We start from the raw sequence: 13,775 nt of genomic DNA, 5'->3' as shown, positions 1-13,775 counted from the left end.
TCACCCTCCAGACCTTCTGAGTCTTCCCCTCTGACCTGCAAGAACGGTTCCACCGGAACAGCACCGCGGGCCGGTTTCCCCGGAAGGGAAACCGGCCCGGCGTGTGTGACCTGCGGCCCTACTTCTTGCGGGTCGCGGTCTTCTTCGCGGTGGTCTTGCGCGCCGTCGTCTTCTTGGCGGGCGCCGTGGTCTTCGCGGTGGCCTTCTTGGCCGCCGGAGCCGTCTTCTTGGCCGTGGCCGTGGTCTTCTTGGCGGTGGCCGCGGCCTTCTTCGCCGTGGGGGTGCTCTTCTTGGCCGCGGTGGTCTTCGCGGTGGTCGTCTTGGCCGCCGTCTTCTTCGCGGTGGGGGTGGTCTTCTTCGCGGTGGTCTTCTTGGCGGCCGTGGTTTTCGCCGCCGCCTTCTTGGCGGTGGTGGCCTTCTTGGCCGCGGCCTTCTTGACCGTCACGGAAGCGCCGCCGCTCAGGCTGCCCTTGGGGGCCTTCTTCACGGACACCTCGCCGCCCTTGGGCAGCTTCTTGGTGCCGGCGACCAGGTCCTTGAAGCCCTGGCCCGCGCGGAAGCGGGGAACCGAGGTCTTCTTGACCCGGACGCGCTCACCCGTCTGCGGGTTGCGGGCGTAGCGGGCCGGGCGGTCGACCTTCTCGAACGAGCCGAAGCCCGTGACCGAGACCCGGTCGCCCGCGACCACGGCGCGGACCATGGCGTCCAGTACCGCGTCGACAGCGTCCGCGGCCTGCTGGCGGCCGCCCAGCTTGTCGGCAATCGCTTCTACGAGCTGCGCCTTGTTCACGTCTTCCCCTTCGGAGACTTCGCCAGAACGAATGTGTTCAAGCTTATTTCGCACGTTAGGCGGATATATACCGCAAATCAAACACGAAACGGGCTAATCACCCTAGTGCCGCAACGGTGCAGTCCGTTACGGAGTTCCTTCGCATCAGTCGCCTTCAGGGAATCGACCCTCGTCGAGGTCCTTCATCAACCTGTCCAGGCGCCTTGCCGCGTCGGCGAGATCATGCTTCGCCGTGGCAGTGGCGACCAACAGCTTCCGGGACAGCGCCATCCTTACGCCCTCCGGGACTTGCAGTGCGCGCACCCTTGCATGTGCTTCTTTCAACCGGTCCGCGACGAGTTCGTAGAGCTCAAGTTGACTGTCGCGTTCCATGCACAGATTGTGCCATCTGGGGCGAGTTGTCGCCTCACGGGGCCTCAACACACAGCTGTGCCCCCCGCCGGAAGGCGGAGGGCACAGCGGGGGCGATGTGATCACCCAAAGGTGAATAAGCGCTGATCAGGCCGGAATCAGGCCCGAATCGTACGCGGCTTGTAGGTGGGCCGGGCACTTTCGTACGCGGCGATGTCCGCTTCGTTCTGAAGGGTGAGCGAGATGTCGTCCAGGCCCTCCAGCAGACGCCAGCGGGCGTTGTCGTCGAGTTCGAACTCCGCCTCGATGCCTGCCGCGCGGACCTGGCGGGCCACGAGGTCGACCGTCACCTCGGCCGTCGGGTCGGCCTCGGTCAGCTCCCACAGCCGGTCGACGGTCTCCTGCGGCAGGACCACCGTCAGCAGACCGTTCTTCAGCGAGTTGCCGCGGAAGATGTCGGCGAACCGGGAGGAGATGACCGTCTTGAACCCGAAGTTCTGCAGGGCCCAGACGGCGTGCTCGCGCGAGGATCCGGTACCGAAGTCCGGGCCGGCGATGAGCACGGTCGCCCCGGCGCGCTCCGGGCGGTTCGTGACGAACTCGGGGTCCTTGCGCCAGGCCTCGAAGAGCCCGTCCTCGAACCCGTCACGGGTGATCTTCTTCAGCCAGTGGGCCGGGATGATCTGGTCGGTGTCGACGTTGCTGCGGCGCAGCGGGACGGCCCGGCCGGTGTGCGTGGTGAAGGCTTCCATGATTCAGACTCCGGCGGGGGCGATGGCGTCGGACAGGTCGGCGGGCGAGGCCAGGTGGCCCAGTACCGCGGTCGCGGCGGCCACCTGCGGGGAGACCAGGTGGGTGCGCCCGCCCTTGCCCTGGCGGCCCTCGAAGTTGCGGTTGGAGGTGGACGCGGAGCGCTCACCGGGGGCCAGTTGGTCGGGGTTCATGCCCAGGCACATCGAACAGCCCGCGTGCCGCCATTCGGCCCCGGCCTCCTTGAAGACCTTGTCCAGGCCCTCCTCGACGGCCTGCAGGGCGACCCGGACGGAGCCGGGGACGACCAGCATCCGTACGCCGTCGGCGACTTTGCGGCCCTCGATGATGCCCGCGACGGCGCGCAGGTCCTCGATGCGCCCGTTGGTGCAGGAACCTACGAAGACGGTGTCCACCTTGATGTCCCGCAGCGGCTGCCCGGCGGTCAACCCCATGTACTCCAGGGCCTTTTCGGCGGCCAGGCGCTCCGAAGCGTCCTCGTACGAAGCCGGGTCGGGGACGCTGGCCGACAGCGGCGCGCCCTGGCCCGGGTTGGTGCCCCAGGTGACGAACGGCGACAGAGCGGAGCCGTCGATGACGACCTCGGCGTCGAAGACCGCGTCCTCGTCGGTGCGCAGGGTCTTCCAGTACGCGACCGCCGCGTCCCACTCCTCGCCCTGGGGGGCGTGGTCGCGGCCCTCCAGGTAGTCGAAGGTGGTCTGGTCGGGGGCGATCATGCCGGCGCGGGCACCGGCCTCGATCGACATGTTGCAGATGGTCATGCGGGCTTCCATCGACAGCTTCTCGACGGCCTCGCCCCGGTACTCCAGGATGTAGCCCTGGCCGCCGCCGGTGCCGATCTTGGCGATGATCGCCAGGATCAGGTCCTTCGCGGTGACGCCCTCGGCCAGCTCGCCGGTGACCGTGATCGCCATCGTCTTGGGGCGGGCCAGCGGCAGCGTCTGGGTGGCCAGCACGTGCTCGACCTGGCTGGTGCCGATGCCGAAGGCCAGCGCGCCGAAGGCGCCGTGCGTCGAGGTGTGCGAGTCGCCGCAGACCACGGTGGTGCCGGGCTGGGTCAGGCCCAGCTGCGGTCCCACCACGTGGACGACGCCCTGCTCGACGTCGCCGAGCGAGTGCAGGCGTACACCGAACTCCGCGCAGTTCTTGCGCAGCGTCTCCAGCTGGGCCCGGGAGACCGGGTCGGCGATCGGCTTGTCGATGTCGAGGGTGGGGGTGTTGTGGTCCTCGGTCGCGATGGTGAGGTCGAGCCGCCGGACCTTGCGGCCGGCCTGCCGCAGGCCCTCGAAGGCCTGGGGGCTGGTCACCTCGTGCAGCAGGTGCAGATCAATGAAGAGGAGGTCGGGCTCGCCCTCGGCGCGCCGGACGACATGGTCGTCCCAGACCTTCTCCGCGAGTGTCCTACCCATCGCTTTCCCTCCGGCCGGCCTCGTCGGCCGGCGCTTCATAGAGATCTGGTGCGCCGGATCGTCCGTACCCCACGTGCCGGACGACGGCTCGGACCCAGTGATTCGTGGACCCGCACATACAGACTCGCTGGTTCTTGGAAAAATTGAACTTGCGTTTCACAGTGTGAGACGTGAATATCGTTTCATGGACAACTCTAGCGGCGTCGGCGTTCTCGACAAGGCAGCTCTGGTACTGAGCGCACTGGAGTCCGGTCCGGCCACCCTCGCCGGGCTGGTCGCGGCGACAGGGCTCGCACGACCCACGGCACATCGCCTGGCCGTGGCACTGGAACACCACCGGATGGTGGCGAGGGACATGCAGGGCCGGTTCATCCTCGGACCGCGGCTGGCGGAGCTCGCCGCCGCGGCCGGCGAGGACCGCCTGCTGGCCACGGCGGGACCGGTACTCACCCACCTCCGTGACGTGACCGGCGAGAGCGCGCAGCTCTACCGGCGTCAGGGCGACATGCGCATGTGCGTGGCTGCGGCGGAGCGGCTGTCGGGCCTGCGGGACACCGTCCCGGTGGGCTCCACGCTCCCGATGAAGGCCGGCTCTGCCGCGCAGATCCTGATGGCCTGGGAGGAGCCCGAGCGGCTGCACCGCGGCCTCCAGGGCGCGCGCTTCACGGCGACGGCCCTGTCGGGCGTACGGCGCCGCGGCTGGGCGCAGTCGATCGGCGAGCGGGAGCCCGGCGTGGCCTCCGTCTCGGCGCCGGTGCGCGGGCCGTCGAACCGCGTGGTGGCCGCCGTGTCGGTCTCAGGGCCGATCGAGCGCCTGACCCGCCACCCCGGCCGGATGCACGCCCAGGCCGTCATCGACGCGGCGGCCCGCCTGACCGAGGCCCTGCGCCGGGCCGCCTGAGCCCGCGACCCTTCACCCACTCCCCCGGGCCCGGGGGCGCGTACGACGCCGCACACGTCCGAACACGCGCCGCCGGGCCCGTACTTACGTCTGTCGCGGGTGGTGCCGGACACAGCGAAGAGGCCCTCCGCGATGAACGCGGAGGGCCTCTTCCGTGCGTACCCCCGACCGGATTCGAACCGGCGCTACCGCCTTGAGAGGGCGGCGTGCTAGGCCGCTACACAACGGGGGCTTGCTTGTTACTGCGCTGGGCTACCAGGACTCGAACCTAGAACAAAGGAACCAGAAACCTTCGTGTTGCCAATTACACCATAGCCCAATGTGGTCTATACCAGACCAACAGTACCCCCGACCGGATTCGAACCGGCGCTACCGCCTTGAGAGGGCGGCGTGCTAGGCCGCTACACAACGGGGGCCCTAGCGATCCTGCATCAAGACGTCCGGGAGCTACCCAATGGAGACCTTGCGGGAAGGATCTGTACCCCCGACCGGATTCGAACCGGCGCTACCGCCTTGAGAGGGCGGCGTGCTAGGCCGCTACACAACGGGGGCAAAGCACTGCGTTACCACTGCACTGCGCTGGGGTACCAGGACTCGAACCTAGAATAAGGGAACCAGAAACCCTCGTGTTGCCAATTACACTATACCCCACCAAAAGTCAAGCTCTTTGCGGAACTTTCTTTTGAGTGGCGCCTCCGTCCGGCCTTTCGGCCCGCTCCGGCGGCGCAGAAAGAACATTACCGGATGCCTGACCGTGCTCCAAAACGGGTATCTGCGGCCAGCAGGTCCGGGAGCTGGGCGAGCCCGGCGATCCGGTGCACGCCCTCGGGCCCCGGGCCGCGCGTGCCGTCCCGGTCGAGCCACACCGCCGTCAGTCCCGCGTCGCGGGCGCCGCGCGCGTCGATCTCCGGCTGGTCCCCCACGTACGCCACGTCGCCCGGAGCCAGCCCGAGCGCCTCGCAGCCCGCGAGGAAGGCCGCAGCCTCGGGCTTGCTGACCCCGATCTCGACGGCGCACACCAACACCTCGAAGCGCTCGCGCAGCCCGAGCCGGCGCAGCTTGGGGTCCTGGTTGGCGCTGGAGGAGTTCGAGACCACCCCGTGCCGGTACCGGCCGGCCAGGGCGTCGAGTACGGGCACCACGTCCGGAAACAGCGCCCAGGCGGCCTTGTAGTGCTCCACGTAGCGGTCGAACCAGCCCTCGGCCTCGGAATCGCCCATGCCGGGCGCACCGAGGAAGTCCCGCACCCGGTCTCGGCGCTGCCCGGGGAAGCTGACCTCCCCGGCCGCGAAGCGCGCCCAGTGGCGGTCGGTGAGCTGCCGCCACAGCGCGAGCGCCTCCGCCGCGGTCCCGTACTTCCCGTCGAGCCCCTCCGCGGCGAGATGCCGCGCCAGTCCGGCGGTGTCCGCACCGGTGTAGTCGAAGAGGGTGTCGTCGATGTCCCACAGGACGGCACGGATCGGCATACCGCCGAGGCTACGCCGCGGACCCGCCCTGCGCGGGCGCGACGGAGAAGTTCGTCACTCGGGGCGCGGGCGGCCGCCCGTGCCCCGAGCCCCGGGAACGCCGCAGGGGGCGGCGGACCGGCTCCCCGGTCCGCCGCCCCCTGCGGGATGCGCGTCGCCCTACGCGGACAGCTTCGCCAGCGCCGCGTCGATGCGGGCCAGGGACCGCTCCCGGCCCAGGATCTGGAGGGACTCGAAGAGCGGCAGGCCGACCGTGCGGCCGGTGACGGCCACGCGGACCGGGGCCTGGGCCTTGCCCAGCTTGAGGCCGTGGGCCTCGCCGGCGGTCAGGACGGCCTGCTTGAGGGACTCCGGGTCGCTCCAGTCGGCCGTCTCCAGGTGGGCGCGCACGCTCGTCAGCAGCGCCGCGGGCTCACCCTTCATCGCCTTGTCCCACGACGCCTGGTCCTCGACCGGCTCCTTGCGGAACAGGAAGTCGACGTTGGCGGTGATGTCCGACAGGACGGTCACGCGGGTCTGGGCGTACGGCGCGATGGCCGCCCAGGCCTCGGGGTCGAAGTCCGCCGGCTCCCAGTTGGCGTGCGGGGCCTGGAGCCACGGGGTGCAGGCGTCGGCGAAGGCCTTCGGGTCCAGCAGCCGGATGTGGTCGGCGTTGATCGCCTCGGCCTTCTTGATGTCGAAGCGCGCCGGGTTCGCGTTCACGTCCGGGATGTCGAACTTCGCCACCATCTCCTCGATCGAGAAGATGTCCTGGTCCTTGGAGAAGGACCAGCCGAGGAGGGAGAGGTAGTTCAGCAGGCCCTCGGGGAGGAAGCCGCGCTCGCGGTACAGGTTGAGCGAGGACTCCGGGTCGCGCTTGGAGAGCTTCTTGTTGCCCTCGCCCATGACGTACGGCAGGTGGCCGAACTCCGGGACGCCCTTGGCGATGCCCAGCTCGATCAGCGCCTTGTAGAGCGCGATCTGGCGCGGGGTGGAGGACAGCAGGTCCTCGCCGCGCAGCACGTGGGTGATCTCCATCAGCGCGTCGTCGACCGGGTTGACGAGCGTGTAGAGCGGGGCGCCGTTGGCCCGCAGGATGCCGAAGTCCGGCACGTTCTCCGGCGTGAAGGTCAGCTCGCCGCGGACCAGGTCGGTGAAGGTGATCGGCTCGTCGGGCATCCGGAAGCGGACGATCGAGGAACGGTGCTCGCCCTGGTAGGCCTCCAGCTGCACGGTGGTCAGCTCGCGGCAGTGGCCGTCGTAGCCGGAGGGCTTGCCGGCCGCGCGGGCGGCGGCGCGGCGGGCGTCGAGCTCCTCGGTGGTGCAGTAGCAGTCGTACGCGTAGCCGCCGTCCTTGAGCTTCTTCGCGACGTCCGCGTAGATCTCCATGCGCTGCGACTGGCGGTAGGGCGCGTGCGGTCCGCCCACCTCGGGGCCCTCGTCCCAGGTGAAGCCGAGCCAGCGCAGCGAGTCGAGGAGCTGGTCGTACGACTCCTCGGAGTCACGGGCCGCGTCGGTGTCCTCGATGCGGAAGACGAACGTACCGCCGTGGTGGCGGGCGAACGCCCAGTTGAACAGGGCGGTGCGGACCAGACCCACGTGGGGGTTGCCGGTCGGGGAGGGACAGAAACGTACGCGGACGGGTCCGTTAACCACGCTTGATCACCTTGTTGGTGAGAGTGCCGATGCCTTCGATGGTGACGGCGACCTCGTCGCCGACGTTGAGGGGGCCGACTCCGGCCGGGGTCCCCGTGAGGATGACGTCGCCCGGGAGCAGCGTCATGGCCTCGGTGATGTGGACGACCAGGTCCTCGATGGAGCGGACCATGTCACTGGTGCGGCCGAGCTGGCGCTGTTCGCCGTTGACCGTGCACTGGATGGTCAGGTCGGTCGGGTCCAGGTCGGTCTCGATCCACGGGCCGAGGGGGCAGGAGCTGTCGAAGCCCTTGGCGCGGGCCCACTGCTTCTCGCGCTGCTGCACGTCGCGTGCGGTTACGTCGTTCGCGCAGGTGTAGCCGAGGATGACGTCCTTGACGCGCTCCCTGGGGACCTCGCGGCACATGCGGCCGATGACCACGGCGAGCTCCGCCTCGTGGTGGAGGTCCTGGGAGAAGGACGGGTACGTGATGGGGTCGCCCGGGCCGACCACCGAGGTGGAGGGCTTGAAGAAGGTGATCGGCGCGTCCGGCCGGCCTTGATCGTCGAAGATGGCGTTCCCGAGCTCCGCCGCGTGCTCCGCGTAGTTGCGGCCGATGGCCACGACCTTGTTCGGGAGCACGGGCGGCAGCAGCCGGACCTTGCTCAGCGGGACCTTCGTGCCCGAGAGCTCGAAGTCCGCGAACGGGATGCCCTTGATGATGTCGAGGACGAGCTCACCCTCGGCGCCCGGGGCCGTGCTGCCCTCGACCGCGCCGAACGCGACATTGCCGTCGATGGAAAACCTGGCGATGCGCACGTGTTGCGTCTGCCCCTCTGTATTTCCGCTGGCTGGAGTCTGCGGACTCCAGGCTAACGCGGCAGGCAGCGGCGCTTCGCGCTCCTTTTGCCGGGGACTACTGCGCGGCGGGGGCGACGGGCGCGTCCATGAGGACGGTGCGGCGCGGGTTGGCCGTCTGGGTGGGGAGCTCGACGGAGTGCTCCGGGGCCGCGGTCGCCTGCAGCTCCTCGGCGTCCTTCAGGTGCGCGAGGGTGGTGCGGCGGGGGTTGGCTATGTTGCGGAACATCATCGTCGTCTTCATCGGAGTACGGGGTCCTCGGCTCGCGGGGCGGATGGCGGTTGCCAACCCTTTAAAGGGCAAGGCTAAACATCCGAATCCCTCCCTGAACCGGGAAGTAATGGCCACGGCTATGTGAGTTTGCTCACCAGGGACCAGGCAATCCGGACATAAGTGGCAGTCAATTTCCGCCGCCGAAACAGACATTACGCCACTGAATGCGCCATTCCGCTCCTGATCATCTCGACTGGGACACCTTGACACCCCGCGCATTTGAATGATGTAAGTCCGATTCGCCCTGAAAGCGGTCGCACGCCTCGTATTCGTCGCGTCACCCTTCGTGGCCGCCGCTCCGGGCCGACACGCGCACCTTGTTGGAGATCCGCCACTGTGCTGGAATTCGCGGGACCGCCGCGGGAACAGCCGGCGCGCAGGTGGCGCGAGACAGCGCCGCGCGCGGCGGCAAGGAGAGGGAGACGCGCCGGTCACCGACGACCACCATGGGGCCGCAAGCGCCCCACGACTCGACACCGTTCCGCCGGTCGCCCGGCGGGACGCCTGGTCCAGAGGTTGCGACGCTAGTGCAGGGACGATTCAAGAGGGATGGCAAGGGTTCTCCCCAGGCCCACCAGGGCCGAGGGGAAGCTGCGTCGGAGCAGGAACCGCGCGGCGGGACCGACCGTGGCTCCTCGCCCCAGCACGCCCAGAACCGCGGGCCGGCTGTCGAAGGCGCAGGCGCCGACTCCTCCGCCACCGTGAGGGCGAAGGGCCGCCGCAGCCTCAAGGGCAAGGCGCCGAGCGAGGAGCCGGCCGGCCAGGACACGGCGATACCCAAGGCCCCTCCCGGGCCCGGTTCCCGCCTGCACATGCAGAACTGGCGCATCAGCACGCGACTGGTGTCGCTGCTGACCCTGCCGGTCGTCGCCGCCACCACGCTCGGTGGCTTCCGCATCAACGACTCGCTCAACGACATCGCACAGCTGGAGCACATGCAGCTGCTGACGACCATGACCCGGCAGGCCACCAACCTGGCCGCCATGCTCCAGGAGGAGCGGGACAAGTCGGCGGGTCCGATGTCGGTGGCCAAGGACGGCAGGGCGAACAGCCTCGTCCAGGGCGTCCGCGACCAGACCGACGCCGCCGCCAAGGCCTTCGCCGCCGCGACCGACAAGGTCGACGGCGCGGAGGACAAGGACGAGACCCTCAAGTCGATCCGCAACAACATCCTGCAGATCGGCCGCCAGCTCACCGGCATCGAGGAAATCCGCAAGAAGGCGTACCAGAACGGCGCCCAGCAGACCGTCACCGAGTACAACGCGCTGATCGTCTCGCTGCTGTCGCTCTCCCAGGACATGGCGCAGGCCACCTCCAACCCGGAGATGATCAAGCGTACCCGCGCCCTGGCGGCCTTCTCCTCCGCCAAGGAGTACGCCTCGATCCAGCGCGCCGTCATCTCCGCCTCGCTGCCCGACAGCAACGAGAAGCAGGGCTCGCTGACCGAGAACGACCGCCTCTACGCCCTCTCCGCGCTGCGCGGAGAGAGCCAGGCGAAGAAGACCTTCGAGCTCGTCTACCAGGGCAAGCCCGAGGAGCTCCTCGCGTCGCTCGGCGACAGCAATGCGGAGATCGGCAAGGCCGACCACTACACCCGTCGCGTCCTGTCCACCCAGGGCCAGTTCGCCAAGGAGCAGCAGTACCGCTCCTGGCTGGACTGGTACGACGCGGACGACACCAAGATCCAGGCCATGAAGGTCATCGAGCTCACGCTGCTCGAAGACATGGAGCAGAAGGCCCGCGAGCTAAAGAACGAGTCGCAGCGCGACGCCATCATCAACGGTGCGCTCATCCTCCTCGTCCTCGGTGTCTCCCTCGTCGGCGCCTTCGTCATGGCCCGCTCGATGATCCGCTCGCTGCGCCGCCTCCAGGACACCGCGACCCGGGTCGCCCAGGACCGCCTCCCCGAGCTCGTCAAGCAGCTGTCCGAGGCGGACCCGCAGGACGTGGACACGTCCGTGGAGTCGGTCGGCCTGCACACCCGCGACGAGATCGGCCAGGTGGCCGCGGCCTTCGACGACGTGCACCGCGAGGCCGTCCGCCTCGCCGCCGAGCAGGCCCTGCTGCGGGGCAACGTCAACGCGATGTTCACCAACCTCTCGCGCCGTTCCCAGGGCCTCATCCAGCGCCAGCTCTCGCTCATCTCCGAGCTGGAGTCGCGCGAGGCCGACCCGGACCAGCTCTCCTCGCTCTTCAAGCTCGACCACCTCGCGACCCGTATGCGCCGTAACGGCGAAAACCTCCTCGTCCTCGCGGGCGAGGAGCCGGGCCGCCGGTGGACCCGCCCCGTCCCGCTCGTCGACGTCCTCCGTGCCGCCGCGTCCGAGGTGGAGCAGTACGAGCGCATCGAACTGTCGTCGGTGCCCGGCACCGACGTCGCCGGCCGCGTCGTCAACGACCTCGTGCACCTGCTCGCCGAGCTGCTGGAGAACGCCACCTCGTTCTCCTCCCCGCAGACCAAGGTCAAGGTCACCGGTCACGCACTGCCCGACGGCCGGGTGCTCGTCGAGATCCACGACACCGGTATCGGCCTGTCCCCCGAGGACCTCGCCGCGATCAACGAGCGGCTCGCCTCGCCGCCGACCGTGGACGTCTCCGTCTCCCGCCGCATGGGCCTGTTCGTGGTCGGCCGCCTGTCCCTGCGACACGGCATCCGCATCCAGCTGCGCCCCTCCGACTCGGGTGGCACCACGGCCCTCGTCATGCTCCCGGTGGACGTCGCCCAGGGCGGCAAGAAGCCGGGTCCGATGCCGGGCCAGGGCGGTCCCGGTTCCGCCGGTCCCGGCGGTCAGGGCGGTTCCGCCCCGCAGGGCTCCGGTCCCGGCGGCGGTGCACGCCAGCCCGTCGGCGCGGCCCCGCAGCGCGGCCAGGTCGCCGGCGGCGGCCAGCGTGCCGCCCTCCAGGGCGGCGGCCCGGGCGGCCGGCCGCAGGCAGGCCCGGGCGGGCGCCCGCAGGGTGCTCCGGCCGCGCCGACCGGTCAGGCCCAGGGTGCCTTCGGCGGCGGTGCTCCGCTGCCGGGCCGTGGTCCGGCCGGCGGCCCGCAGCAGCGTCCGGGGGCCGCTCCCCAGGCTCCTTCGGCACCTTCGGCTCCTTCCGCCCAGGGCCCCGGCGGCTTCCCGCAGGGCAACGGCTTCGAGCGGCCGCAGTCGCCGCAGTCCGCCGCCCCCGCGGGACCGGGCTCCCCGGCCCAGGCACCCGGCGCGCCGGCCCAGCGCGGCCCGCGGCCGCAGCTGCCGCCGCGCGGCGGCGCCGCGCGTCCGGAGCTCCCGGGTACGGGCGGCTCCCCTGCCGGGGCTCCGCAGACCACCAGCTGGGGCGCTGAGCCGGCTGCCCGGCACGGTGGCCAGGAGGTCCCGCGCGGCCACGACGAGCTCTCGGGCCCCGGGGCCACGGCCGAGTTCCCGCGCCCCGACTTCAACGCCCCCCGCCCGCAGGCGGGTGGCGGCGCCGGCACCACCGGCCAGTTCGAGCGTCCCGACGTACGGACCCCCCTGGGCCCGTCCGCCACGGGCCAGTTCGAGCGGCCGGAGCTGCGCGGCCCGGCGGACGCCTCCACCACGGACCAGTTCGCCCGCCCGGACTACCAGGCCCCGCGGCCCGGCGGCCCCGGTGTCGGCGGCTACGCCCCGCAGCCGCAGGCCCAGCAGCCCGGCGGTTACGCTCCCGCCCCGCGTGCCGAGGCTCCGCAGCTGCCGCAGGCCCACCAGCCGGAGGCCCTGCCGCCGGCCGCCGGCCCCGGTGACGCCCGCAGCCCGATCTTCGACACCCTGGAGTCGAACTGGTTCCACCAGGAGGGCCCCCAGGCTCCCGGGCAGGCCCCGGCCGCACCCCAGCAGCCGCAGCAGCAGGCCGCCCCGGCCCAGCGCCAGCGGGCCCAGCAGCCGCTGCCCCAGCGCGGCCAGGAGCTCGCTGCCGATTCCGCCCAGGCGACCGGCAGCACGCCGACCGTCAGCTGGCGGTCCTCGCCGAACGACGAGCTGATGCGGCAGGCCGAGCGCGTGCGCCAGCCCGCCGCGGGCGGCATCACCACCTCGGGGCTGCCCCGCCGGGTCCCGCGGGCGAACCTCGTGGCCGGCACGGCGCAGCAGCAGACCGACGCGCAGGCCGGTCCGCAGGTCTCGCGTGCACCGGACGACGTCCGCGGCCGTCTGACGAACCTCCGACGCGGTATCCAGCAGGGTCGTCAGGCCGGAAACAACGGCCCGGCGACCGGCAGTTACCACATCGACCCCACTTACCAGCAGGAGCGTTAGTTGAGTTCGATGAGCCAGGCGGCACAGAACCTGAACTGGTTGATCACCAACTTCGTGGACAACACCCCCGGGGTGTCCCACACGGTGGTGGTCTCCGCCGACGGCCTCCTTCTGGCGATGTCCGAGGGCTTCCCGCGCGACCGCGCCGATCAGCTGGCGGCCGTGGCCTCCGGTCTGACGTCGCTGACCGCCGGAGCCTCCCGCATCTTCGAGGGTGGCGCCGTCAACCAGACCGTGGTCGAGATGGACCGCGGATTCCTCTTCCTCATGTCCGTCTCCGACGGGTCCTCGCTCGCGGTGCTCGCGCACCCCGAGTGCGACATCGGCCTCGTGGGCTACGAGATGGCCCTCCTCGTGGACCGTGCCGGCAGTGTCCTCACCCCGGAACTGCGCTCGGAGCTCCAGGGAAGCCTGCTCATCTGACGTCCCATCTCCCGGCCGGACGGTACTTCCGGCCGGGGGACCGGGGTTTCCCCGGATTCCAGTACCACCGCCAGGCCGTCATCCCGTCCCCCCACCGGCCGCCCCGTCAGACGGCACGCTGACCACTGCTGTCCAGCCCGGAGGATCAATGACCCCGCCCCCCGCCTACCCCGATGCGTACGGCGACTCGTCGTACTCGGAAGGCGACCAGCCGCTCGTACGCCCGTACGCGATGACCGGCGGACGGACCCGACCGCGCTACCAGCTCGCCATCGAGGCGCTGGTCAGCACCACGGCCGATCCGATGCACCTGTCCACCCTGCTGCCCGAGCACCAGCGCATCTGCACGCTGTGCCGCGAGGTCAAGTCGGTCGCGGAGGTCTCCGCACTGCTGTCGATGCCGCTCGGCGTCGCGCGGATCCTCGTCGCCGACCTGGCCGAAGCCGGCATGGTGGCCATCCACCAGCCGGGCAATGGAGAGGCCGGCGGCACGCCGGACGTAACGCTGCTCGAAAGGGTGCTCAGTGGACTTCGCAAGCTCTAACGGAGGTTCTGCCGGCGGGGCGACCCGCTCCACCACCTCCGCGAAGATCGTGGTGGCGGGCGGCTTCGGCGTGGGCAAGACCACGTTCGTCGGCGCGGTCTCCGAGATCAACCCGCTGCG

Annotated in this window: 12 protein-coding genes, 5 tRNA genes and 1 pseudogene; 5 read left to right on the top strand and 13 right to left on the bottom strand. The window is 70.4% G+C overall.

Annotated elements, in window-relative coordinates:
- Nucleotides 1-118: 118 nt before the first annotated feature.
- The 4 genes from AC0666_RS29195 to leuC form a co-directional block, all read right to left on the bottom strand.
- Complete coding sequence (locus tag AC0666_RS29195) at nucleotides 119-790, bottom strand: HU family DNA-binding protein (RefSeq protein ID WP_468581235.1); 672 nt, start codon at nucleotides 788-790, stop codon at nucleotides 119-121.
- Nucleotides 791-934: 144 nt separating this feature from the next.
- Nucleotides 935-1,162 carry an SCO5555 family protein gene (locus AC0666_RS29190; RefSeq protein WP_361723322.1) on the bottom strand — a complete coding sequence of 76 codons (228 nt, stop codon included), beginning with the start codon at nucleotides 1,160-1,162 and terminating at the stop codon, nucleotides 935-937.
- 137 nt (nucleotides 1,163-1,299) lie between these two features.
- Entirely contained in the window at nucleotides 1,300-1,893 is a 594-nt protein-coding gene (gene leuD, locus AC0666_RS29185) for a 3-isopropylmalate dehydratase small subunit (RefSeq protein ID WP_478708658.1), read from the bottom strand.
- Between the two features lie 3 nt (nucleotides 1,894-1,896).
- The gene (gene leuC, locus AC0666_RS29180) at nucleotides 1,897-3,321 is read right to left on the bottom strand and encodes a 3-isopropylmalate dehydratase large subunit (protein WP_468581238.1); all 1,425 of its coding nucleotides are present in this window, start codon (nucleotides 3,319-3,321) and stop codon (nucleotides 1,897-1,899) included.
- A 184-nt stretch (nucleotides 3,322-3,505) separates the two neighbouring features.
- On the opposite strand from leuC, the gene ndgR reads away from it, so the two are divergent.
- A complete protein-coding gene (ndgR, locus tag AC0666_RS29175) occupies nucleotides 3,506-4,222 on the top strand; it encodes an IclR family transcriptional regulator NdgR (protein WP_478708657.1) in 717 nt (238 codons plus the stop codon).
- Between the two features lie 159 nt (nucleotides 4,223-4,381).
- Here the strand turns inward: ndgR and AC0666_RS29170 are convergent.
- The 9 genes from AC0666_RS29170 to AC0666_RS29130 all read right to left on the bottom strand — a co-directional run bounded on the left by AC0666_RS29170 (nucleotide 4,382) and on the right by AC0666_RS29130 (nucleotide 8,405).
- A tRNA-Glu gene (locus tag AC0666_RS29170) sits at nucleotides 4,382-4,454 on the bottom strand.
- A gap of 15 nt (nucleotides 4,455-4,469) precedes the next feature.
- Nucleotides 4,470-4,541, bottom strand: a tRNA-Gln gene (locus tag AC0666_RS29165).
- A 24-nt stretch (nucleotides 4,542-4,565) separates the two neighbouring features.
- Nucleotides 4,566-4,638, bottom strand: a tRNA-Glu gene (locus tag AC0666_RS29160).
- 63 nt (nucleotides 4,639-4,701) lie between these two features.
- Nucleotides 4,702-4,774: transfer RNA gene (locus AC0666_RS29155), tRNA-Glu, on the bottom strand.
- 27 nt (nucleotides 4,775-4,801) lie between these two features.
- A tRNA-Gln gene (locus AC0666_RS29150) sits at nucleotides 4,802-4,873 on the bottom strand.
- 86 nt (nucleotides 4,874-4,959) lie between these two features.
- Nucleotides 4,960-5,688 carry an HAD family hydrolase gene (locus AC0666_RS29145; RefSeq protein ID WP_468581239.1) on the bottom strand — a complete coding sequence of 243 codons (729 nt, stop codon included), beginning with the start codon at nucleotides 5,686-5,688 and terminating at the stop codon, nucleotides 4,960-4,962.
- A gap of 159 nt (nucleotides 5,689-5,847) precedes the next feature.
- Nucleotides 5,848-7,323: a glutamate--tRNA ligase gene (gltX, locus tag AC0666_RS29140; protein WP_468581240.1), complete on the bottom strand. Its 1,476-nt coding sequence runs from the start codon at nucleotides 7,321-7,323 to the stop codon at nucleotides 5,848-5,850.
- Complete coding sequence (locus tag AC0666_RS29135; protein WP_468581242.1) at nucleotides 7,316-8,122, bottom strand: fumarylacetoacetate hydrolase family protein; 807 nt, start codon at nucleotides 8,120-8,122, stop codon at nucleotides 7,316-7,318. The genes gltX and AC0666_RS29135 overlap by 8 nt, the downstream gene beginning before the upstream one ends.
- A gap of 97 nt (nucleotides 8,123-8,219) precedes the next feature.
- On the bottom strand, nucleotides 8,220-8,405 hold the full coding sequence (locus AC0666_RS29130) for a hypothetical protein (RefSeq protein ID WP_361723301.1): 186 nt from the start codon (nucleotides 8,403-8,405) through the stop codon (nucleotides 8,220-8,222).
- Nucleotides 8,406-8,962: 557 nt separating this feature from the next.
- On the opposite strand from AC0666_RS29130, the gene AC0666_RS29125 reads away from it, so the two are divergent.
- The 4 genes and pseudogenes from AC0666_RS29125 to AC0666_RS29110 all read left to right on the top strand — a co-directional run.
- On the top strand, nucleotides 8,963-12,688 hold the full coding sequence (locus tag AC0666_RS29125) for a sensor histidine kinase (RefSeq protein WP_478708656.1): 3,726 nt from the start codon (nucleotides 8,963-8,965) through the stop codon (nucleotides 12,686-12,688).
- A gap of 9 nt (nucleotides 12,689-12,697) precedes the next feature.
- Nucleotides 12,698-13,111 (top strand): roadblock/LC7 domain-containing protein, encoded by a 414-nt coding sequence (locus AC0666_RS29120; RefSeq protein WP_308407201.1) that lies wholly within the window; start codon nucleotides 12,698-12,700, stop codon nucleotides 13,109-13,111.
- 148 nt (nucleotides 13,112-13,259) lie between these two features.
- Nucleotides 13,260-13,655 (top strand): DUF742 domain-containing protein, encoded by a 396-nt coding sequence (locus AC0666_RS29115; protein WP_356847674.1) that lies wholly within the window; start codon nucleotides 13,260-13,262, stop codon nucleotides 13,653-13,655.
- Nucleotides 13,636-13,775, top strand: a pseudogene (locus AC0666_RS29110) (ATP-binding protein); the annotation flags it as partial. The gene AC0666_RS29115 and the pseudogene AC0666_RS29110, both read left to right, overlap by 20 nt.

This window comes from Streptomyces sp. NPDC043680, assembly GCF_056436685.1.
Note: the sequence above shows the minus strand (reverse complement) of the source record. Positions and strands in the feature narration are given on the sequence as shown.

Excerpts from the sequence above, each read along its gene's own strand:
- AC0666_RS29115 (WP_356847674.1), top strand. The coding sequence starts at position 13,260 with ATGACCCCGCCCCCCGCCTACCCCGATGCGTACGGCGACTCGTCGTAC.
- leuC (WP_468581238.1), bottom strand. The coding sequence starts at position 3,321 with ATGGGTAGGACACTCGCGGAGAAGGTCTGGGACGACCATGTCGTCCGG.
- AC0666_RS29145 (WP_468581239.1), bottom strand. The coding sequence starts at position 5,688 with ATGCCGATCCGTGCCGTCCTGTGGGACATCGACGACACCCTCTTCGAC.
- AC0666_RS29120 (WP_308407201.1), top strand. The coding sequence starts at position 12,698 with ATGAGCCAGGCGGCACAGAACCTGAACTGGTTGATCACCAACTTCGTG.
- AC0666_RS29190 (WP_361723322.1), bottom strand. The coding sequence starts at position 1,162 with ATGGAACGCGACAGTCAACTTGAGCTCTACGAACTCGTCGCGGACCGG.
- AC0666_RS29130 (WP_361723301.1), bottom strand. The coding sequence starts at position 8,405 with ATGAAGACGACGATGATGTTCCGCAACATAGCCAACCCCCGCCGCACC.
- leuD (WP_478708658.1), bottom strand. The coding sequence starts at position 1,893 with ATGGAAGCCTTCACCACGCACACCGGCCGGGCCGTCCCGCTGCGCCGC.
- ndgR (WP_478708657.1), top strand. The coding sequence starts at position 3,506 with ATGGACAACTCTAGCGGCGTCGGCGTTCTCGACAAGGCAGCTCTGGTA.